The sequence below is a fragment of the Pseudarthrobacter sp. S9 genome (assembly GCF_050156545.1).
Lineage (GTDB): Bacteria > Actinomycetota > Actinomycetes > Actinomycetales > Micrococcaceae > Arthrobacter.
Window position 1 is genome coordinate 108,933 of sequence record NZ_CP189577.1, and the last position, 19,673, is coordinate 128,605.

The window sequence follows — 19,673 nt, forward strand, 5'->3', positions numbered from 1 at the left end:
ATAATTAGATCATTCTGATCTAATATAGTGCAGATCACACCCCCAACGTGGAGATAACCATGCAACGCATCCTTCCCCTCATCGCAGCCCAGACCCGGCCCCGGCTCATCGGCGAGCCAGTCTCGGCGTTTGCGGACGAGGTCAAAGCCGCCCTCGCCGTCCAGCCCCACAGCAGGCTGGTGGTCTTTCCGGAGCTTCACCTGTTCGGGGATTCCGATCCCGACCAGCAGCGCACGGAAGCGCTCCAGGCTTCCGCGGAACCGCTGGAGGGCCCCCGGGTCAAGGAACTGCGGCAGATCGCCGGTGATCTTGGCATCTGGCTGGTCCCTGGCAGTGTGTGCGAGCGGGGCCCGGAAGGGCAGTTGTTCAACACCCAGTTGGTCCTTTCCCCGGAGGGCGGGCTTGCCGGCTATTACCGGAAGGTTTTCCCCTGGCGGCCCTTCGAGCCCTACGATCCCGGTGACCGGTTCACCACCGTGGACCTCGCCGGCATTGGGAGGGTGGGCCTGAACATCTGCTACGACGCGTGGTTCCCCGAGGTGTCCCGCCAGCTCGCCTGGATGGGCGCCGAAGTCATCCTCAACGTCGTAAAAACCACCACGCCGGACCGCAGGCAGGAACTGGTGCTCGCCAAGGCCAACGCCATCGTGAACCAGGTCTTTATGGTCAGCGTCAACTGCGCCGGTCCCACCGGAACAGGCCGAAGCATCATCGTGGACCCCGAGGGCAACACCCTCACCGAGGCGCCCGACGACACCCCGGTACTGCTCACAGCCGAACTTGACCTTGCCGCCGTCGAGCATGTCAGGACCCACGGCACCGAAAACCTCAACCGCCCCTGGTCCCAGTTCCGCGACGGCGAAGACGCCATTGAACTGCCCGTTTACCAGGGCCGGATCACCCCGGCCACCTGGGCTCCCCAGTCCTTCAACGCCTAAGGAAACACCGTGACAACAACACCCACCCTCACGCGCACGCTGAAACTGCCCTCCCTGGTCCTGTTCGGCCTCGCGTACCTGACCCCGCTGATTGTCCTGGGGATCTTCGGCATCATCGCCGAAACCACCGGCGGGGCCTCACCGTCCGCGTACCTGGTGGCGCTCGTGGCCATGCTGTTCACGGCGCACAGCTACGGCCGGATGGCCGTCGCACACCCGGTGGCCGGGTCCGCCTACACCTACGTCCGGCGGTCCATCGATCCCAGGGTAGGGTTCCTGGTGGGCTGGGCCATCCTGCTGGACTACCTCTTCCTGCCCATGGTGATCTGGCTGATCGGCGGCTCCTATCTCAGCGCGCAGTTCCCCGAAATCCCCATCGGTGGCTGGGTCATTGGTTTCATCCTCATCACCACGGCCCTGAATATCCTGGGCATCAAGGTGGCGGACAAGGCCAACTACGTGCTGATGGCATTCCAGCTGCTGGTCATCGTGTTCTTTGTGGCGCTGTCCATCGGCAACGTGGTGTCCACCTCCGGTGCCGGCGGCCCGGCCAGCACCCAGCCGTTCTTCAACGACACCTCCAGCTTCACCACCATCTCCGCCGGTGCGGCCATCGCTGCGTATTCGTTCCTGGGGTTCGACGCCGTCACCACCCTCACCGAGGAGACCATCGAACCGCGCAAGAACATGCCGCGCGCCATCATGCTCATCGCCCTGATCGGCGGAGGCATCTTCGTGACCGTGTCCTACGTGACCCAGCTGGTGCACCCCGGCGGGGTGTTCGAAGACTCGGCTTCCGCGGCCAGCTCCATCGCACTGCAGATCGGCGGTCAGCTCTTCGGAGCCGTGTTCCTCGCCGGCCTGGTGGTGGCTCAGTTCGCCTCCGGCCTCGCGGCGCAGGCCAGCGCCTCGCGCCTGCTCTACGCCATGGGCCGGGACTCCGTGCTGCCCAAGGCGGTCTTCGGCCGGCTCAGCGCGAAGTTCCACACCCCGGTGGTGAACCTGATCCTTACCGGCATTGTCGGCCTGATCGCGATCTTCCTGGACGTGGCCACCTCGACCTCGTTCATCAACTTCGGCGCCTTCACCGCCTTCACCCTCGTCAACGTCTCCGTGGTGTTCCACTACGTGCGTCAGCGCCGTGCCGGGCATCAGCTCAACGCCGTGTCCTACGTGGTGGTCCCGGTGGTGGGAGCCATCATCTGCGCCTACCTGCTCTCCCAGCTGGACGGTAACGCGATTACGCTGGGACTGTCATGGCTGGTGCTGGGCGTCGTGGTCCTGGCCCTGATCACACGTGGTTTCAAAGCGGCGCCGCCGGAAATGTCGGCCACGGAGAGGGCGACGGTTGAGGCTGCAGCCTGAGCCGGGCCGCCGCCTGACCGGAGGGAAGGAACAACCGTGAGGATAGCGCTCGGGCAGCTGGAGTCGGGCACCGATATCCCGGCCAACCTCGCCGTGATCGACCGGTTCGCCGCCGAAGCCGTGCGCGAGGGCGCCGAGCTGGTTGCATTCCCGGAATATGCCACGTACGAGAAGAAGAAGGTGGACGCTACGTTCCCCGTGATGGCTGAGCCGCTGGACGGTCCCATCTGCCAGGAACTGGCCGGCACTGCCCGCCGCCACCGCATCGCGCTGGTGGCGGGCGTGGTGGAACGCTCGGAGGAGCCGGGCAAGGCGTACAACACCGTGGTGGCGTTCGGGCCGGACGGAAGCCGGCTGGCCTGCTACCGGAAGATCCACCTCTTCGATGCGCAGGGCTTCGGGGAGTCGACGTTCATCAAGCCGGGCCCGTCCACTGATCCGGTGGTTTTCGAGCACGGGGGAACGCGCTTTGGCCTGATGACCTGCTATGACCTTCGCTTCCCGGAGCTGGCCAGGGAACTGGCCGACGCCGGCGCCCAGGTCCTGCTCGTCTGCTCATCCTGGGTGCCGGGCACCCATAAAACCGAGCAGTGGCTGGCGCTGAATACAGCGCGCGCCATCGAGAACAGCCTCTACGTAGCCGGGGTGTGCCAGGCGCCGCCGGTCTCGGTAGGGCGCAGCATTCTGGTCGATCCGATGGGGGTCACCGAAGCCGATCTCGGGCTCGGTGTCGGCGTCGCAGCGGTGGACATCTCCCCGCAGACGGTGGCGCGGGTGCGGGAGTTGTTCCCGATGTTCCGCCAACGCCGGCTGTAACCAGTAGCGGCGGTAACCCGGGGCTTTTGTGAAGCAGAGGTCCGGGGCAGAGGCGTGATTCATTGCCACCTGGCCCTGCGCCCCGTTCCGGTGGTTCTGCCTGAGGGCTGGCAGAACCACCGTTCGCAGGACCAGGAACCGGTCGAGCGGGCACGTACGCGGTGTCAGGCAGCCAGCCGGGCTGCCTGAACGGGGAGAGGGGTGTAGGTGGTGCCGTCGCGGAGCATGGCCCAGAGGACGTTGAGGCGACGTCTGGCGAGGGAGAGCATGGCCTGGATGTGGGTTTTCCCTTCACCGCGTTTTCGGTCGTAGTAGGCCCGGGAGGCTGGGCAGCTCTTCAGGGCCGAGAGCCCGGAGAGGTAGAAGACCCGGAGCAGCCGTCGGTCGTAGCGCCGAGGCCGGTGGTGATTGCCGCTGATGCGGCCGGAGTCCCTGGGTGCGGGGGCGAGCCCGGCGACGCCGGCGAACCGGTCCGCGGTTTCAAAGACGGTGAGGTCCCCGCCGGTGGCGCCGAGGAATTCGGCGGCGAGGACGGGTCCGAAGCCGGGCATACTCAGCAGCACCTGAGTGTGCCGGTGTTCGGTGACTTTCTCGCCGATCAGGGCGTCCAGCTCTGCCAATTCCTCGTTCAGGGTGATGATTTCCCGGGCGAGGGCGGCGACGATCAGCTCGCCGACGTGCTGGGCCGGGACGGTGGTGTGTTGGGATTTCGCGGCATCGACCGCAGCGGCGGCAACAGCAGCGGAGGAACGGGCCCCGTGCTTCTTCAGCCACGCCTGAAGCCTGGCCTGCCCGGTCCGGCGGATCCCGTCCGGGGTCCGGTGTTGGGTCAGCAGGAACAGGGCGGCTTTGGAGCGGCTGTAGTCAAAGGCCCGCTCCAAAGCGGGGAAGTATTCGAGCAGCTGGGCCTGCAGCCGGTTGATCGCCCGGACCCGGTCCGCGGATTTATCGGCCCGCCGGGCGGTGAGGATCCGCAGCCCGGTGCTGATCTCGTCCCCGGCCCGCAGCGGCTGCAGATCCCGGCGCATCCTGGCCTGGTCAGCAATCACAGCGGCGTCTTTCGCGTCCGTTTTGCCCTCGCCGCGGTAGAGCTTGGAGGCGTGGTGGACGATCCTGCCCGGAATATACAGAAGGTTCTGGCCGTGGGCGACGAGGATGGCGATCAGCAGCGCCGGTCCGCCGTGGTTCAGGTCGGTTGCCCAGATGACCTCGTCCCCGTCGCCGAGTGTCAGGACCGTGGCGATGAGCTCGAGCAGGGCTGGTTCGTCGTTGGGGATCTTCTGCGAGAGCAGACGGTTTCCGTCGGCGTCGATCACGACGCAGTGATGATGGGCTTTGCCGGCATCCATACCGGCCCACAATTTCGCCAAAACAAACCTCCAGTCTGTCGTACGGTTGAAATCCCGGCAGATAACCGCGCCGTCGTGTCCTTATCCGGCGATTCAAGTCGCGTCTCTCAATCAGCGGTCGGGTCATCGCGAAGAGCGCGGGCGGCCAATCCTTCGAAGCCGTCACGACGTGAATCGTCCGGCCACAGCAACAAAGCCATACCCGCCTCCCCCGGGTAGCCACGACCCTACAACGGCCACGGAACCACCCGTCAACACCATAAGGACAGCAACCAAAAGACGTCGTAGACAAGACAGGGCCAGGGTCTCCGGAGCCCTGCGACGGCGAACCTGGACCCAACAGCCGGCCGCGCCAGCGGACGCCTAAGTGGGTGTGAGTTCTGCGAGCATGCCCTTCCTCCTGAGTAGGGTGAGGCCATGAGTGATCAGCCACCGCGTTCCAGCCGCCCACACCGGCTGCGGCACGGTGCTGGGATGGAGTCTCCGCGGATCCCGAGGTTCCTGGCCGTGGTATTCACGGTCGCCGCAGCCGGATCGCTGGTGCTGGTGGGCCTCGATCTCGTCATCGGCCGGCCGGCGGCGGGCGATGTCTTCATCACGGTCCTGAATGGCCTGGCGGCTTTCCTGTTGTGGCACAAGGTTTCCGAAGACGCGCGGGCATGAAGAAAGGCCGGCACGTAGCCGGGCCTACCTGGTGGGCAGGCCCGGCCGGACCGGCGGCCATGGGTGCACGCGTGGGTTGACTGCTCGGGCCCCCCGACCGGCTACGATCAGTGGCCTTGTTCGGAGAAAAATCCGGCCCATGTAAGGCAAAAACAGGGCTTTACCGTCCGGAGCGAAGCGCAGGGCCGCTTCCCTGGGTGGAGCGCAGCGGAAACCCAGTTCCTTGGTCCCGGGGTTGTGCCCATTGTGGTCAGGTGGAGCCCTCCGCACAGCTCAAAGCTGTCCACACTGTGCACAACCCCGGGCTGGCCCTGAAGGAACCGACTGCAGGACTGCCGCCTCGGCGGCAGTCGCCCTCGCCCGGACCGAAGAAGCAACCCCCTAATATTGTCTTGCAATAAACTATTATTGTGAGACAATATTCGTATGGCGATCAGGTGGGCGGACAGCGCAGACAAGCATGGAATTGCCCGTGAGGATGCGTTGAATGCGATCCTGAACCAGATCTACCACGTTGAGCAGTTCGATGAGCCGCGGGTGGAATCGGGCGCACGTCCGGATCTGTTTATCGGCCCTTCCCGGGACCGCCGGATGATTCTCGAAGTCATGGCGGTCATAACACCGCCCAACGACATCCTGGTCTTCCACGTGATGGAGGCGAGGCGGAAGATACTCGACATTGCCGAGAGAGGAACAACGGAATGAGTGAGAAGAAAACAAAGGGCGGCCAGGACCTGACCCCGGAGGAACAGGCCCGCTTCCATGCCTTGGGGAAATGGGCGGAGACCGCCGACATCAGCCCCGACGCCCGCATCACCAAGGCGTCCGGGCCAGGCGCCGGACGCACCCTCCTGGAAGCAGCCCTGGGTTCCCCCGAGGCGGTAAAGAGAGCCGTGGGCAAGCCGTCCCTGAGCAGCACCGGAACGTCCCCGTCCCGGACCATCCGGCTCCCGAAGGACATGGACGCGCAACTGGTTGCCCGGTCCGAAATGGAGCACCGCAAGCCCAGCGAGATCCTCAGAGAAGCGCTGGCCCAATACCTCGCCAAAGCCTCCTGACCCGCAGACAGGGTGTTTGACGCGCACCCCCATCGAGAGGTCGCGACAGCCTTGACTGCAGCCCGGATCTGATCCGTGCCGGTTTCCGTGAAATACGGAGAGGCCGGACTTGAGTCTTTTAGCTAACCGGCATTCTTCGCCTCCGGGGACACGCGCTGGAGCAGGGCATTGTGCACCTGTTCAAGCGTGGTAGCGCGGACCTCGGCCGTCGCCAGCTTCCGTGAAGCGTCTGCGGCCTCTTTGGCAGCGGCCCGCTCGGACTCCCGTGAATCCTCCAGCTGCTTGCCGATCACAGCAAGCTGGCGCTCCAACGCGCCCCGCTGCGCCTGAAGGCGTTCAAGTTCCTCGGCATGCCCTGCCTCGGCAGCATCCTTCTCGGCGCCGGCCTTGTCCAGGTCGTCGACGAGCTCCGCGATTTCAAGATCCTTGTCTTTTCGTTCCTGCGCCCACGCTGCCTCAATGGCGGCGTGGCGTTCAGCGGCCAGGGTGGACGCTTCCGCCCAGCAGGCCCCGGCCAGGCGTGCCGCCTGCTCCAGCAGAGCCGCCGGTGCAGCGGCGACCTGCCCGCCCGCGGCCTGTTTTTCCTCGGTCCATTCCTTCAGGTACCGGGTCGCGTCGGCGTTGCTCACGCCGGCGGCCGCGCGGACCGTCGACACGGTCGGCCGGCGCTCGGCACTGATCTGCTCGGCCGCGGCATAGACGCGATCTTTCACGCTCAACGTCATCAAAAGCACCTCTTCAATCCAGTCAAAGGTAGTAGGAGTAGTATCAATACTACTCCTACTACCTGCTTTTCGATTGGCGTTGGAGCGCCGGTTCGGGTGCAGGGCCGCCCACCCCCAGCACGCGAGCTCGGGGGGCGTCTCCTGCCTCGCCCTTCGCCTGGACGGTCTCGCCCCGGGGCCGAAACGGCTGCGGCCACGACGGCGACTGGGCCCGGGGCAGCGCAAGACTTACAAACCATGGGGAGCCCTGGATGACGACTCGCCCGGGAGATGACGGCACGCCGGGTCTTTTCTGCGGATGGGCTGACGCCGGTTGTCCACAGCGGCGGGCGGCTGGGCGCGGGAGGCTGTGGGCAACGCATGCACAAGCATCCCGGCCATGAAGCGGCGGCCGCCAGGCTGTCGTTCCTGGCTTCTAGGATGGATCCCCGACGTGGGGCGAGGGAGAAGGAGAAGCATGGAGGATAACGGGCGGCCACGGGCCAGCGCCTGGCAGATCGCGGGCGTCTGGATCGCAGCTGCAGCGCTGCTGCTGACGGCGGTGCGGATGGGACTGGATCTGTGGCGGCTGTCCGGAGGGTGAACGGGGGCGGCGTGGGTTGAAGCAGGCCAGAGGCCGGAACATGCGTGCCGGCCCCTGGGGGTGTTCCCTTCCGCAAAAGGACAGCAGCCAAAAACGTTAATACTGGAAATGGTCTTGAGCCGGTGACTCAGCAAAAAACTGACGCGCTTTCCGGCACTGTCGTACCGACTGGAGCCCTCCGCGCAGCTCAAAGCTGTCCCCATTGGGTACAACCCGCTCCGTAGTGGGGGCGCCAGCCGGAACCGGCGGAACGAATGTCCGGCCCTGCGGGTACACTCAAAGAAGAGTCGAACATATATTCGAATAAAGGTGTGTTGTGGGCGTTGTTGTCGGTCCCCGCGTGATAGACGCGGGCGCATCGTTGTTGTCGGTGCTGATCTCTCCGGTCCCCGTCGCGGCCGGGTATCCGTCGCCCGCACAGGACTACTTTGACGGTCGGATCGATCTGAACGAGCACCTGATCAAGGACATCACGTCCACCTACGTCGTGAGGGTGACCGGGGATTCCATGGAGGGGGCAGGGATCAGCGACGGCGATGAGCTGATCGTCAACCGCGCCCTGGAACCCAAGGACGGCAACGTGGTCGTGGCGGTGCTCGACGGCGAGCTGACCATCAAGCGGCTCCGGATCACAAGATCCGGTGTGGTCCTGCGGGCTGAGAACCCTGCCTACCCCGATATCCGCGTCCCGGCCCTGGCCGACCTGGCCGTCTGGGGAGTCGCCGTTCGATGCCTCCACCGGCTCTAGGGGCCACCATGTCCAGACCGGCAACCATGCGGCGTATGCAGGAGATCGCGCACGTGGACGTGAATTGCTTCTACGCCTCCGCCGAACGGGCCTTCAACCCGGCACTGGAGGGCCGGCCGGTGATCGTGCTGACGGATTATGTTCCGCGGAACATAATCCGTCTTCTGTGGCGTGGCGGGTTATGTGGCCCGGCCGCCGGTGCCCGGTTCTGGCCGGTTGGTTTGGTTGGTTCGAGCCACATAACGATCAGAGGTTTGAGAGCCAGTTGAGCAGTGATTCGTCGGATCGCCAGACGGGGGTGGGGCGGCGTGCCGCCGAAGGATCGGGCGGCTCGGTGGCCCGCAGGGCTTCCATTTTTGTCCTGGTGTTGATTTCAGCGTAGCGATTCGTCGTTGTCAGGTCGGCGTGCCCGAGCCAGCCGCGGATGACGTTGATTTCGACTCCGGATTCAAGGAGGTGCATGGCGGCGGTGTGGCGGAAGACGTGCGGGCTGACCGTGCGGTCGATGCCGGGATCGTCGAGGTGCCCGGCGAGGCGCCGCACGGCCTTATAGATGCCGAAGCGGGTGAGAGCTTCACCGGTTGTCGAGCAGAAGACCGGGGCGTTTGCTGCTCGTGGTTGGCCTGATGAGTCGAGCAGCGCGGTGAGAAGTTTCGCGGTCTGGTCCCAGAGCGGGCAGGTCCGCCATTTGTCTCCCTTCCCGTGGAGCCTGACGAGGTATGGCTTGACGAGCTGCAGGTTTCCGGCCCGGAGCTCTGCGACTTCCTGTGCCCGCGCTCCGGTGTTGTAGAGGAACAGGATCAGGGCGTGGTCCCGCTGGGCGAGGCGGCCGGCGTGTGGCAGGTGCCGCAGCAGTGACTGCATCTCGTCGCGTTCCAGGAAGTGCGTCTCGGCAGGTGCCACCCGTTTTATGGGGATGGCGGCAACCCGTTGGCAGGTTTCGAGCATCGTCGGTTCCCGGGTGGCGATGTATTCGAAAAGGGTGTGCAGGGCGGCCAGGCGTTGGTTGCGGGTCCGTACGTGGTTGTGGCGGTCGCTTTCGAGGTAGCGCAGGAAGCCAAGGACGTGATCGAAGGTCAGGTCCTCGAGGGTGAGTCTGGTGATCTTGGTTCCCTTTTGCCGGGCCACAAAGCACAGCAGCAGCCGGATGGTGTCGCTGTAGCTGCGTACTGAAGCAGGGCGCAGGCCCTTGACGGTGACGAGGTGGTCGATGAAGAAGGAGTGGATCAGCGGCCCGAGCTGTTGTGTTCCGGTCATGGCTCCGTCTCCAACCATGCAGGTTCGGCATAGGCTTCGAACCGATGGCTTGCCTCGGAGAAAAGGTCCGGGGTGATAGTCAGGTAGACAGCGGTCGAGGATGGGTTCACATGGCCCATGAACGTTGAGAGCTGAAAGAGCCTCGCCGATGGATCCACGCCTTCCCGGTACCAGCGCAGCAGGCAGCCCACGGCGAAGGAATGACGCAGACAGTGCAAGCGGGGCGCTGTGGTGCCCTCAGGAACAGGGAACGCCAGGCCGGCGGCGAGGCGGCTGAACGTTTCGCTCGCGCTGCCTGTATGCACGCAGTGGCGGCCGTCGAAAGTGAACAGCGGCGCACCCGGTTCGGCTCGATCTTCCCCGCGTCGGCGCTCGAGTTGGAGGGCCAGCAGCTCTCCGATGCGCGGTCCGAAGGGGACCAGACGGCTCTTGCCGAACTTGCCGCCATGGACGATGAGGAGCTGCCTGTCTGTATCAATGTCGTCCAGGTGCAGGCCGCAGGCCTCCCCGACCCTGAGTCCGAGTCCGTAGCACAGGGCGAAGATGGCATGGTAGGTCGGGCCCCGGCCGGTGGCCCGGGGGTTGTCGGGAAGGGCAGCTGCCGCCTCGAGCAGCTGGCGGGCCTGGGCTGGTTCGAACAGGAAGGGCAGCCGTCGGTCCGTGTCCCGGCGCCGGGTTCCGTGCCAGGGTGATGCATCCAGACGCTGCTGACTGACTGCCCAGTCAAGGAAACTTCCGAGTACTCCGATGAGGTGGTTGAAACTGCGGGCCCGGTGCCGTGGCCTGGAGGCAACAAACTCATCGAGCAGGCGCGGGGTGAGGTCCGCCAGATCGGTCACCGCGTGCTGTTCGGCGAAGGCAAGGAGCAAATGCAGAGTCGCTTCCTCGCTCAGGTATTTCCGGCCCAGTGCCCGCTTGTAGGCCAGGAAGTCCGCCACGGCGGTAGCAAGGTTCCCGTTCATCCCAGCACCGCCTCCCCGTCACCCAGGGCGACCTCGCGGAGCGCCTCGACGGCGACCTTGGCATAGATCTCGGTGGATCGTGACGAGCGGTGCCCGACGAAGTCACCGATGGTCTTCAGGGTGAAGTTCGCATCAACGAGGCGCTGCACCGCCGAGTGGCGTAACGTGTGTGAGCCCGGTCGGGGCACGTCGATGCCGGCCTTGAGCAGGTAGAAGCGGGCGCAGGACGAAACCCCGGCGGCGCTGATCGGCTGGCGCGGAGCCACGGCACGAAAGAACACGTGACGGTCGCTGCTTGTTGGGCGCCCATGCTGAAGGTAGTCAAGGACAGCCTCGCCGACCACAACAGACAGAGGAAATGCCGTGGAGTGCCCGGCCTTGCGCTCGGGGACCGCCAAACGCTCATGCTTCCAGTCGATGTCATCAAGGGTCAACGCGGCGACTTCCCGGCCACGCAGCCCATAGGTGACCAGCAGGAGCAGAATGGCAAAGTCGCGCCTGCCCGTCTCGGTCCGGCGGTCAACACTGGCCAAGACCTGATTGACGTCGGCCCAGGAAATGGAGCGGGGAATGTCCGATAGCCGGTAGACCTGGGGCCAACCGACAGCCGAGCTCAGGTCTCTGGACAGGATGCCCTGGCGGTGGGCATAACGCAGGAAGACCTTCAACGAACCCGCTTCATCACGCACCGTAGTCTTGGCCAGTCCGGCGCCAGCGCGCTCCACGAGGAAGGCACTGAGGATCGTCGGGGAGATCTCCCGAATCGACTCCACGCCGATCTGCCGCAGGTAGGTTTCGAAGTGGTCCAGGTGGATGCGGTAGCCCCGCACCGTAAACGGACGGAGGCCTCGCTCCTGGACCAGATAATCGAAGAAGCCCGGGACAGTGTCGGCGAACGGATGAAGCTCGCGCCTCCGTCCAGTCGGCGCGTACCCGGCCAGAACAACCGCGAGCATGTGCTCCACAGGGCCCCGGACTTCATTGGTCATCGAACGGGTCGAGCCTGTGTGCTCGTGGTGAAGTGCAACCCTGTGCTCCACGAACGCGTCCACGTGCGCAGGCAATTCCCCAATAGTGGTGGCGCCCCGGGCACTGGCAAATTCGCCGAACGCGAAGACGACCGGAACCCGGGACCAGATATACCGGTCCTTGTACTGGTGAGCGGCCAGCCAATCAACGTAACTCTCGATCTCCGCGCCCATCCATGAGCTCCGGAGCCGATCGACAGTTGACGGCTTGGCGAAATAATCCTCCAACATGGCAACTTCCTTTCTCCTCAAAGAAAATGAAGTAACCACCATCGCCCCAGCCAAACGTTATGTGCCATGGAACACCGGCTCAGACTGAGAACCAGCGGCCAATGCCCACCACGTCACCGTCGAGGCCACATAACCAGCCAGGCCACAGAAGTCCAACAACGATGGCTGCGCCGTCACCCGCTCCCCCGAGGCCAAGGCCCTCGGCATTCCCATGGGTGAGCCGTGGTTCAAGCTCAAACCCCGCGCGAAGGAATGGGGCCTCGTCGCGCTCTCCAGCAACTACGAACTGTACGGGGACATCAGCGCCCGGGTGATGGAACTCCTGGGCCGCTACTCAGCCTGGTTGGAGGTCTACTCCATAGATGAGGCTTTCCTGGGCGTGAAGGGCAGCCCGGAGGAGCTGCTGGACCTCGGGCACACCATGAAGGACGCGTGCCGGCGGCACGTCGGCGTGCCTGTCTGCGTCGGCATCGCCCCGACAAAGACCCTGGCCAAACTCTCCAACAAGTGGGCGAAGAACAATCCCGCTTTCAACGGTGTGTGCCGGTGGGAGTCCGTGCCGGCAGCCCAGAGGGAAGCACTTATCGGGCGGCTGTCCGTCATCGAAATCTGGGGTGTAGCCACGAGACTGACCAAGCGCCTGAACGCCATGGGGATCTTCTCGATCCTGGACCTCACACGGGCTGACCCTGTGGCCATCCGGGACAAGTTCTCCATCGTCATGATGCGCACCGTCCTGGAGCTGCAGGGCACGCCCTGCATCCCCATGGAAGAGGAGAGGATCGGCCGGGACCAGCTGATCTTCTCCCGGTCCTTCGCCACGCCGATCACCACCGCTGCAGGCTTGCGGCAGGTCATGAGCGTCTACGCCCAAATGGCCAGCGCCCGCCTGGCCAAGCACGACCTGCAGGCGAAGCTGCTGACCGCGTTCGCCGGGACATCACACTTCAACCCCAACGAGAAATCTTTCCCCTCGGTCTGCGTCGCACTGCCGATGCCTACCGCGGATCCCGTGCTGTTGACCAAGGCAGCCCATGCCTTGCTCCCCCAGGTCTACGAAGGCGTCAAGTACGTCCGGGCCGGGATCATGGTCACCGACTTGCGTCCTGGCGGGAACCAAAAGCCGTTGGAAATCTTCGAGAACCCGCACGAAGAACGCGGCATCGGCACCCTCCTGGAAGACGTCAGCAAGCGCTACGGCCGCGGCTCCATCGGCCTGGGCCATGCCGGCATCAGGGGCCGGCTCGACTGGACCATGAAACGGGACATGCTCTCCCCCAGATACACCACGCACTGGGACGAACTGCCCCTCGTCAAAGCCGCCTAAAACCAACGCAGACGCACCACGAAAGAACACCCCACATGACCCTCACATCCGAAGCCCACACCCGCACCGATGACGTCCAGGTCCGGTTCGACCAGGCGGGGAAACCCCTCGCCATCCGTCACGACGGACGGATCTGGATTGTTGATCCCGACACGGAGTCCCAGCACTGGTTCGGAAGGGACGCCTGCTGGGACACCCGACGCACGGCAGCCGTGGGCAGCGGAGACCTGGTCAGCGTCAAATACTGGCGCGTCCAGGTCCGCCTGGGTACTTCAAACTCGGCCCTGCGGACTTTCACGCTGCGCCGGAACCCGCTCGCGGCGCAGTGGCTGCTGGAAGGCATAAGCGATTAGGCATGCGGCGACCTTGAACGCCAAGCCAATCAGCGATCAGACATGGGCAGGGATCCGGACGGAATTTACATTGCCGGCCCTCGCACAGGTGCGGCGCCGGCTCTCCGAGCTCATGGAAGATCCCGAACCGGTCATGCGGCAGCTCGTCCGTGTCTTCATTGACGACGGGACCTTTTGCCCGGGATTCCAGTTCCTCCCGGGCGGACAGCTCCAGCCGACTGTCACGGCGCTCTTTCAGCGCGCGATGGAGCTGGACATCCCTCACAACTACTTCACCGTCTGGATGGTCACCCCGTCCCGGGAAATGGCCGGGACCCGCCCAGTTGACCACTTGAAAGATGGCCCCGTTCCCCTGCTGCGGGCGCTGGAAGCCTACCGCTGGCGGTAGAACCGGCTCTTGACGGGCTCAGTGGGGTGCGTAGCGTTGGCCCATGGGACTCATTTACGACAACCCGGAACTGGCAGCCCTCACACTGACGCGGCTCGCCGCCGAAGAATCCGAAGGCCCCGGCACCCTGGAGGGGCGCATGCTCGACTATCTCGGCGGCCTGGAACAGCGCAACGGCACCGCGTACCTGGAGCTGGTGGCCATCACCCTCGCCCGGGTCCACTTCAAATCCCTGGACGACCTGGCCCGGGCCACCGGCGCGGACGCCGCGGGCCTTCTCGACGCCGCGGAAGCAGAGGCGCTGGAGGGCGCCTAGGTTCGGCCGGGCATAAGGTGATCAGGTGGAAATTACCGGCACGATTCAGGCCCCCGCCGGCAGCTATGAACGCGTCAGCGTCTAGGGGGAAACCTATGAAGACGCCCGCGAAGCCTTCAACGAAAAGATACCGGAGGGCACAAGCTTCTCGCGATCCGCACAGACGGCTAATCCGGCCCCCGTTGACACAGCTGTTATCCATCGGCCGCCTCAATGACAGACGGAGCCCCGCGGCCACCCGCTCTCGGGGGCGCGGCCGCGGAGCATCAGTTAGTCGTCAGTGTGCTGGATCGGAGAGGCGCGGCAACAGCGAAGCAAGGGGATCCCAGAGCTCCCGGACCTTCTCATCGTTGAAGTTGACCCAAGTGGATACGAACGCTCGAGCTGTCACGGCCTCGGCCAAGAAGTCCAGGCTGTCACCGATCTCGGCAAAGACGGTATGTCTGTCCTTATTCGTGTGGAGGGCAGCCTCGATCGCATCCGCTACCTCTGACTGGTGTGCCGTGTCCATTTGAAGAGCTAGGGTCAACCGCGACAAAAGCCTCCCGTCTTCTTTTAGAGAGTGCCAGATGTCGTCGAGAATTACTTCTTCCGGGTCCGTGATTCCAGGGATGAACGAAACGAAGGGCTGGTCGTCGATGTTGAGTTTCGGAGTGTTCCCTGGGTTGTAACCATCCTCTTTCCGCTTGTCGCCATCGAGGAGTGCAATCGCCATATACTTCCGTGTCATGCTGGCGTTGTTGTGGCGGGCTTGATCCCTTGCTTGAGACGCCCCACCAAGGGCGTGAATCTCGATTCCCTTTAGGTCCAGCTTCTCGTCAATCAGATCCCCATATCGACGCAAAGTTACCTCGGCCACAAGACTGCCAAACTTGTCTTCGGCAAAAACTGCCAGACGGGCATCGATTTCTCCAGTAAGGGCACGGAGCGATTCCACGTCGAGCTTCCCCTGGGTAAGTTGTCCCCGATATGACGACCAGACCGCATCGCCTGGAAGTGGCTTGAGCGCGGCGTTGGAATGCGTCGTGAAAATCACCTGGCAGCTCTTGCGGCGACAAACTTCAACCAGATATTCAACCAACCTCTGGGTCGCGATCGGATGGAGGCCGTTTTCCACTTCCTCAATCAAGATGAGGGCGTTGTCCGCGACCGATTCGATCTCGCCAACGATTCGGATGATGCTGGCTTCTCCTGCACCAAAGTGGAACTCTGAGTAGGCAGGCGCATCGCTACTGGACGGTTTCTGAGCAAGGATTGAGTACTTACCCTCGGCGTCTGCGGAGACCTCTACGTAGCCGGCAGCATCCTTCCCGAGAATTCGTGCGATGGCAGCTACGACGTCCTTCGCAAACGATTTCTCGGATACACCCTCAAAATCGCCCTTCGCGAACTTATATACCTCGGATCGTTCTGACATTGGGAGCGTCCGGTTGACGCCTATGACCTTGACTGGCCTGATCACGGCCTTCCGGTTCCATTTGCTACGACGAGCATCCTCTGACGCGTCCGAGTACGAAGCGGTTCGAGCAGTCATGTGCTTGTCGGCCATGAGATTGTACTCAACCCGCCAACCGCTCATGGAGCTGTCGTAAATGCCACTACGGATGAAAAACCGTCGGGGCTTCACCTCTTCGTAGATCAGTCCGGCCGCACCAAGCACCGTCGTCTTCCCCGCGCCGTTGGGACCAACCAATGCAGTCACCGGAAAATCGAATCTGATCTGAGCATCTTCGAATCCTCGGAGCTTCTTTAGGTCCATGTCGTAGAGGTAATGGACGTAGCTCCGCTGCCTAACGCGAGAGAGGAGATTGTTTATTTCGCTGGGTCGAACTTGACTCATAGTGCTCCTAAAATGCGACGCTGATGGTGATGCTCAAACTACCGCCTGGGTAACCCCTGCCATATTCTGCGTGCCCATTCCTTAGAACTGAGACGGCGCCAGCTGCGTAGCTGCGCGTTGCCAAGACATAATTTCCCCATGGGCTACTCAGAAATTGTTTCCACGGCGGCATTCCTACTGGCGCTTTCCGTGGCTTGCCGGACTTGGCGCTGGGATCGCCCCGTCGTCACCGTCAATGGAGCCCAATGGCCGGGCGGCCTGGGAACGGCTGAGCCGGACAAAACCTCGTTCAGCGTCGAAGTCGCCAACAGAGGCAACCACGCCACACAGATTCTCTCTGCCTTCTGGCAGGTCGAACGCAAAAACTCCCCCGTTCAGACAATCCCTGCCTCTCATGGGGGAGGTGGCGTCGAGTCTCTGTTCCAAGCCCCGAGCGCATCAAAGGAGCCGGGGTTTCCTTTCATCCTTGACCGGAACCAACGGCGGTCGTGGGACTTTGAAATGAGTCTCTGCGGGCTTAGGGACCGCGAAGCCATTACTCGTATGAGGCCAGCGGTGGAGTTCATGTCGCGCAGGGACCGCCGTGTTGTCTACGGAACCTGGCAGCAACCCAAACTTCCTTAGAAAGGCTCCCGCCCCGGCGGGAGTGTCCCAGTTCCTTGGACGCGAGCCACTCAAAGTGGGACACTCCCCCGCTGCAAGAATCCCCGGAACGCCGCGTAACCTGACCGTCGCGCAAGTTGTCCCAAAAATCCCGTACACCCCCTTCACAGGTACAACTTTCGGAACGGGTTCACGACGGACATTGGTTCGCTCAACCGAGCTTTGATCTGTCTTGCATTGCATGGGTTAGCGCGACCAGTTGGCCGAGCGAACTAGGGCAGGCATGGCTGCGGCCGCCAAACACGGGCGGAAGGCCGGGCGGGGGGAAGTCACCGCCGCCCATGAGAGGGTCAAGCGCGCCCGAGACCTGAAGGCCGAGGAGCTCAGCCGGCCGATATTGGGAAGATCATCCCGGCCAGCCACGCCACCGTCTACCGCTGCGTCAGCCTGGCAAGTGACGAACTGGTCTGACGAGGACCGTTTGCGACGCCACGGAGGGCTGGGAAGTGGCACGCGACGTTCTGCCGGTAACTCTCTACGACGGTGATGGATCCTGCGGCGGGTCGGGCGTCCTTCGCGACTGCTTGATCAGCTTGCCGGAATGGGCCTGCCGGTGCCATGCGAAATAGCCGCGCGATCGCTCGTCATGAGCCCCGCATTTGCGGCCCACGAGACCCTCGATCCGGTCCCCAACCTGCCCGGGCCCGGGCTTGCCCGCTTCGATGACGCCCGACTCGCCGACGACGACGTAGCCGAGCTCGAACAGCGCATCACAGCCGAAGAGGCACGCGAGCATAGACACGTTGCGGGTGTCCATGCGCTCCTTCTCAGAGCAGGCCGAGCGGGGCTTGATGTGGGCGGCGACCAGGAGCTGTTCCGGGAAGGAATGTCCGCAGAGCGAGCAGGAACTGCCCCTAAGCTGCAGCTGCTGGTTCCGCAGGAAACGCTGTTCTGTCCGGACTGCCCCTAATGTCCACCTGTTGCTCGGACCATCAAAGTATTGGTCGGCCGACACGGCCTCTTGCCGGCCCTCATCAGGGTCATCGGTGATCTCCAGCCCTGCCTGCTGCAACAACTGCAGGGCACCTTCGCTGTCCAAGTTATAGAAGTAGCCCCTGTTCAACGTGCCCATTGCGGTCAGAGGGCCTTGTCCCGGGGGCAAAATGTCGAGGACGTCTTTCCACGGGATGTGGACTTCATATACAGGGTCCGTGAGGACCAGTGTCCCCTCCGTATCCGCAGGCTCTTTGTATCCGCGGGGCGGTGGATATGCCGGCGCTGGCAGCGTGGCCGCCCGGCTGATGCCGCGGATCGCGGGACGGGAATAGTGCAGGACAAGGTCCCCTGGTCGGACGTTGTGCAACGTTTCCCAGGAGGCGACCCGTTGTCCGGAACTGCCTCGCAGCGGCGCCCACAGCGTCCCGTCGGGAAAGACATCCGGGAAGTTGTCCGACTGGATAGCCCACCAGAAATTCATCCCAGGAAAGACGGATACGGGACTGCTGAAGGCTTAGTTGACAGCTGGGGTTGATAATTTCCTATGCGGCTGAGGCCACGTTTTTTATTGTCTCAAACTCGATGGGTGTCAGCCGTCCGAGGGCGCGTTGACGGCGTTTGCGGTGGTAGCTGCGCTCGATCCAGGTCGTAATGGCCAGCCTGAGCTCGGCACGGGTCTCCCAACGTTTCCGGTTCAGGACGTTCTTTTGCAGCAGGGAGAAGAACGATTCCATCGCGGCGTTGTCACCGCAGGCGCCCACTCTTCCCATCGATCCGCTCAGCCCGTAGGCGTTCAGGGCCAGGACGAACTTTCTGGATCTGAACTGGGAACCGCGGTCCGAGTGCACCACCGTGCCCGCTGGTCTCCTGAGTGCCACGGCATGGTCCAAGGCAGTGACGGCCAGGGACGCTTTCATCCGCCCGGCCATGGAATACCCGACGATCCGGTTCGAATGCAGGTCCTTGATCGCGCACAGGTACAGCTTTCCCTCCCCGGTGTGGTGCTCGGTGATGTCCGTGAGCCACTTCCGGTTCGGCGCCGCCGCACTGAAGTCCCGCTCGATGAGGTCATCGTGGACCGGAGGGCCGGCCTTGATTCCGGACCTGCGCCGCCGGTGGATCACGGAGTGGATGCCGTTCTGAGAGCACAGCCGCCAGATCCGGCGTTCACTGGCCACAGGACCGGCACTGGCGTTGATCTCATCGGCAATGAACCGGTATCCGAAGGCAGGATCGTCGCGGTGGTGATCGATGGCAGCGTTGATCAGGTGCGCTTCTTCCCAGTCCCGGGACGGGACGGGGTTGGCGGCCCACTGGTAGTAGGCCTGTCTGGAGAAATTCAGTACCCGGCAGGACACCGCCACGGGAACCCGGATCGGGGCGTCCCTGGCAGCCAGCTCGCGGACCAGCGGGTACATCATTTTTTTGGATTGATGTCCCGGGACAAGTAGGCCACGGCACGGCGCATGACTTCGGCTTCCTGCTCCAGGAGCCGGATGCGCTTGTTGGCCTCCCGCAGCTTCGCGGCGTCATCGGACACGGCCCCGGACTTCACCCCGTCTTCTCTGTCGGCGATCTTCATCCAGCGGTGCAGTGCGGCCGGTGAGACACCGAAGTCTTTGGCGATCTGGGTAATGGGCGCTTCGCCCTTGCGGGCGACCGCCACGACATCGCGGCGGAACTCTTCGGGAAAGGCTTTGGGCATGATGAACATCCTTCCACCCGCAAGGATCAAATCCTCACAGGCAAAGTGTCAATCAAACCTTCAGCAGTCCCTGCCTGCGCAAGTATGCGGCATTCACCCTGCTGGTCATTGATGAGTGGCTGCTGGATCGGCCCACGGAATCGATGCGCACCATGCTGCTGGAACTGATGGAACGCCGCTACGGGGAGACCTCAACAGTGTTCTGCACCCAGTACTCGCAGAAGGACTGGCACCAGCGGCTCGGCTCCGGCGTTCACGCCGACGCGATCATGGACCGGATCATCCACAACACGATCTGGGTCGAGACAGGCAATTACAACATGCGCGAACACACAGCACTCGCAACCGCCTAGCAAACTGTCACGGAGGGCGTCAGCGGCGCCAAGGCCACGCGACCGCTGGCGCTCTCTGGCACGAACCCC

19 protein-coding genes and 3 pseudogenes are annotated in these 19,673 nt (G+C 63.6%); 14 read left to right on the plus strand and 8 right to left on the minus strand.

From position 1 onward, the window contains the following. The first annotated feature begins 59 nt into the window (after window positions 1-59). Genes ACQCSY_RS22535 through ACQCSY_RS22545 form a run of 3 tightly spaced genes read left to right on the plus strand, consistent with a single transcriptional unit; the run spans window position 60 to window position 3,119 of the window. Window positions 60-938, plus strand: coding sequence for a carbon-nitrogen hydrolase family protein (locus ACQCSY_RS22535; protein ID WP_427136551.1), 879 nt, complete (start codon window positions 60-62; stop codon window positions 936-938). Window positions 939-947: 9 nt separating this feature from the next. Beyond that, complete coding sequence (locus tag ACQCSY_RS22540) at window positions 948-2,303, plus strand: APC family permease (protein WP_427136552.1); 1,356 nt, start codon at window positions 948-950, stop codon at window positions 2,301-2,303. A gap of 36 nt (window positions 2,304-2,339) precedes the next feature. After that, entirely contained in the window at window positions 2,340-3,119 is a 780-nt protein-coding gene (locus tag ACQCSY_RS22545) for a carbon-nitrogen hydrolase family protein (RefSeq protein ID WP_427136553.1), read from the plus strand. A gap of 164 nt (window positions 3,120-3,283) precedes the next feature. Here the strand turns inward: ACQCSY_RS22545 and ACQCSY_RS22550 are convergent, their stop codons facing one another. Continuing rightward, on the minus strand, window positions 3,284-4,468 hold the full coding sequence (locus ACQCSY_RS22550) for an IS110 family transposase (RefSeq protein WP_427136618.1): 1,185 nt from the start codon (window positions 4,466-4,468) through the stop codon (window positions 3,284-3,286). A 417-nt stretch (window positions 4,469-4,885) separates the two neighbouring features. Here ACQCSY_RS22550 and ACQCSY_RS22555 point away from each other — a divergent pair, with 417 nt between their 5' ends. The 3 genes from ACQCSY_RS22555 (at window position 4,886) to ACQCSY_RS22565 (ending at window position 6,189) form a co-directional block, all read left to right on the plus strand. Next, on the plus strand, window positions 4,886-5,131 hold the full coding sequence (locus ACQCSY_RS22555) for a hypothetical protein (RefSeq protein ID WP_427136554.1): 246 nt from the start codon (window positions 4,886-4,888) through the stop codon (window positions 5,129-5,131). Window positions 5,132-5,557: 426 nt separating this feature from the next. Next, complete coding sequence (locus ACQCSY_RS22560; protein WP_427136555.1) at window positions 5,558-5,836, plus strand: hypothetical protein; 279 nt, start codon at window positions 5,558-5,560, stop codon at window positions 5,834-5,836. Further along, window positions 5,833-6,189, plus strand: coding sequence for a ribbon-helix-helix protein, CopG family (locus tag ACQCSY_RS22565; protein ID WP_427136556.1), 357 nt, complete (start codon window positions 5,833-5,835; stop codon window positions 6,187-6,189). Before ACQCSY_RS22560 ends, ACQCSY_RS22565 begins: the two co-directional genes overlap by 4 nt. Window positions 6,190-6,311: 122 nt before the next feature. Here ACQCSY_RS22565 and ACQCSY_RS22570 read toward each other — a convergent pair whose 3' ends face one another. Then, entirely contained in the window at window positions 6,312-6,914 is a 603-nt protein-coding gene (locus ACQCSY_RS22570; protein WP_427136557.1) for a DNA-binding protein, read from the minus strand. 457 nt (window positions 6,915-7,371) lie between these two features. Between ACQCSY_RS22570 and ACQCSY_RS22575 the strand changes: the two genes are divergently transcribed. From ACQCSY_RS22575 to ACQCSY_RS22585, 3 genes and pseudogenes are all read left to right on the plus strand, one after another. Next, window positions 7,372-7,497, plus strand: a complete 126-nt coding sequence (locus tag ACQCSY_RS22575) for a hypothetical protein (RefSeq protein WP_427136558.1) — start codon at window positions 7,372-7,374, stop codon at window positions 7,495-7,497. Window positions 7,498-7,813: 316 nt separating this feature from the next. Continuing rightward, the gene (locus tag ACQCSY_RS22580) at window positions 7,814-8,245 is read left to right on the plus strand and encodes a LexA family protein (protein WP_427136559.1); all 432 of its coding nucleotides are present in this window, start codon (window positions 7,814-7,816) and stop codon (window positions 8,243-8,245) included. 8 nt (window positions 8,246-8,253) lie between these two features. Beyond that, window positions 8,254-8,382: pseudogene (locus ACQCSY_RS22585) on the plus strand (hypothetical protein); the annotation flags it as partial. A gap of 109 nt (window positions 8,383-8,491) precedes the next feature. On the opposite strand, the gene ACQCSY_RS22590 reads toward ACQCSY_RS22585, so the two are convergent. Genes ACQCSY_RS22590 through ACQCSY_RS22600 form a run of 3 tightly spaced genes read right to left on the minus strand, consistent with a single transcriptional unit; the run spans window position 8,492 to window position 11,723 of the window. Then, window positions 8,492-9,502 carry a tyrosine-type recombinase/integrase gene (locus ACQCSY_RS22590; protein ID WP_427136560.1) on the minus strand — a complete coding sequence of 337 codons (1,011 nt, stop codon included), beginning with the start codon at window positions 9,500-9,502 and terminating at the stop codon, window positions 8,492-8,494. Continuing rightward, a complete protein-coding gene (locus tag ACQCSY_RS22595; protein ID WP_427136561.1) occupies window positions 9,499-10,464 on the minus strand; it encodes a tyrosine-type recombinase/integrase in 966 nt (321 codons plus the stop codon). The genes ACQCSY_RS22590 and ACQCSY_RS22595 overlap by 4 nt, the downstream gene beginning before the upstream one ends. Continuing rightward, window positions 10,461-11,723, minus strand: a complete 1,263-nt coding sequence (locus ACQCSY_RS22600; protein WP_427136562.1) for a site-specific integrase — start codon at window positions 11,721-11,723, stop codon at window positions 10,461-10,463. The genes ACQCSY_RS22595 and ACQCSY_RS22600 overlap by 4 nt, the downstream gene beginning before the upstream one ends. 151 nt (window positions 11,724-11,874) lie before the next feature. On the opposite strand from ACQCSY_RS22600, the pseudogene ACQCSY_RS22605 reads away from it, so the two are divergent. From ACQCSY_RS22605 to ACQCSY_RS22620, 4 genes and pseudogenes are all read left to right on the plus strand, one after another. After that, a pseudogene (locus ACQCSY_RS22605) lies at window positions 11,875-13,050 on the plus strand (Y-family DNA polymerase); the annotation flags it as partial. A gap of 35 nt (window positions 13,051-13,085) precedes the next feature. Beyond that, entirely contained in the window at window positions 13,086-13,403 is a 318-nt protein-coding gene (locus ACQCSY_RS22610) for a hypothetical protein (protein ID WP_427136563.1), read from the plus strand. A 70-nt stretch (window positions 13,404-13,473) separates the two neighbouring features. Next, the gene (locus tag ACQCSY_RS22615; RefSeq protein WP_427136564.1) at window positions 13,474-13,791 is read left to right on the plus strand and encodes a hypothetical protein; all 318 of its coding nucleotides are present in this window, start codon (window positions 13,474-13,476) and stop codon (window positions 13,789-13,791) included. 43 nt (window positions 13,792-13,834) lie between these two features. Beyond that, window positions 13,835-14,107 (plus strand): hypothetical protein, encoded by a 273-nt coding sequence (locus ACQCSY_RS22620; protein WP_427136565.1) that lies wholly within the window; start codon window positions 13,835-13,837, stop codon window positions 14,105-14,107. 277 nt (window positions 14,108-14,384) lie between these two features. Here ACQCSY_RS22620 and ACQCSY_RS22625 read toward each other — a convergent pair whose 3' ends face one another. The 3 genes from ACQCSY_RS22625 to ACQCSY_RS22635 all read right to left on the minus strand — a co-directional run bounded on the left by ACQCSY_RS22625 (window position 14,385) and on the right by ACQCSY_RS22635 (window position 19,251). After that, a complete protein-coding gene (locus ACQCSY_RS22625; RefSeq protein WP_427136566.1) occupies window positions 14,385-15,947 on the minus strand; it encodes an ATP-dependent nuclease in 1,563 nt (520 codons plus the stop codon). Window positions 15,948-17,085: 1,138 nt separating this feature from the next. Then, complete coding sequence (locus ACQCSY_RS22630) at window positions 17,086-17,682, minus strand: HNH endonuclease (RefSeq protein WP_427136567.1); 597 nt, start codon at window positions 17,680-17,682, stop codon at window positions 17,086-17,088. A 406-nt stretch (window positions 17,683-18,088) separates the two neighbouring features. Continuing rightward, window positions 18,089-19,251 (minus strand): IS3 family transposase gene (locus ACQCSY_RS22635; protein ID WP_427136568.1). Its coding sequence is split into 2 segments (ribosomal slippage): window positions 18,089-18,970 and window positions 18,973-19,251, totalling 1,161 coding nucleotides; the frame shifts between segments, so codons are not numbered across the junction. 74 nt (window positions 19,252-19,325) lie between these two features. Between ACQCSY_RS22635 and ACQCSY_RS22640 the strand changes: the two are divergent. After that, a pseudogene (locus ACQCSY_RS22640) lies at window positions 19,326-19,604 on the plus strand (ATP-binding protein); the annotation flags it as partial. Window positions 19,605-19,673 lie beyond the last annotated feature (69 nt).

Bases quoted from the DNA above. Each gene is read 5' to 3' on its own strand.
- ACQCSY_RS22555 (WP_427136554.1), top strand. From the start codon at position 4,886: ATGAGTGATCAGCCACCGCGTTCCAGCCGCCCACACCGGCTGCGGCAC.
- ACQCSY_RS22590 (WP_427136560.1), bottom strand. From the start codon at position 9,502: ATGACCGGAACACAACAGCTCGGGCCGCTGATCCACTCCTTCTTCATC.
- ACQCSY_RS22600 (WP_427136562.1), bottom strand. From the start codon at position 11,723: ATGTTGGAGGATTATTTCGCCAAGCCGTCAACTGTCGATCGGCTCCGG.
- ACQCSY_RS22560 (WP_427136555.1), top strand. From the start codon at position 5,558: ATGGCGATCAGGTGGGCGGACAGCGCAGACAAGCATGGAATTGCCCGT.
- ACQCSY_RS22535 (WP_427136551.1), top strand. From the start codon at position 60: ATGCAACGCATCCTTCCCCTCATCGCAGCCCAGACCCGGCCCCGGCTC.
- ACQCSY_RS22630 (WP_427136567.1), bottom strand. From the start codon at position 17,682: ATGGGCACGTTGAACAGGGGCTACTTCTATAACTTGGACAGCGAAGGT.
- ACQCSY_RS22625 (WP_427136566.1), bottom strand. From the start codon at position 15,947: ATGAGTCAAGTTCGACCCAGCGAAATAAACAATCTCCTCTCTCGCGTT.
- ACQCSY_RS22570 (WP_427136557.1), bottom strand. From the start codon at position 6,914: ATGACGTTGAGCGTGAAAGATCGCGTCTATGCCGCGGCCGAGCAGATC.
- ACQCSY_RS22575 (WP_427136558.1), top strand. From the start codon at position 7,372: ATGGAGGATAACGGGCGGCCACGGGCCAGCGCCTGGCAGATCGCGGGC.
- ACQCSY_RS22565 (WP_427136556.1), top strand. From the start codon at position 5,833: ATGAGTGAGAAGAAAACAAAGGGCGGCCAGGACCTGACCCCGGAGGAA.
- ACQCSY_RS22620 (WP_427136565.1), top strand. From the start codon at position 13,835: ATGGGACTCATTTACGACAACCCGGAACTGGCAGCCCTCACACTGACG.
- ACQCSY_RS22610 (WP_427136563.1), top strand. From the start codon at position 13,086: ATGACCCTCACATCCGAAGCCCACACCCGCACCGATGACGTCCAGGTC.
- ACQCSY_RS22550 (WP_427136618.1), bottom strand. From the start codon at position 4,468: ATGGATGCCGGCAAAGCCCATCATCACTGCGTCGTGATCGACGCCGAC.
- ACQCSY_RS22595 (WP_427136561.1), bottom strand. From the start codon at position 10,464: ATGAACGGGAACCTTGCTACCGCCGTGGCGGACTTCCTGGCCTACAAG.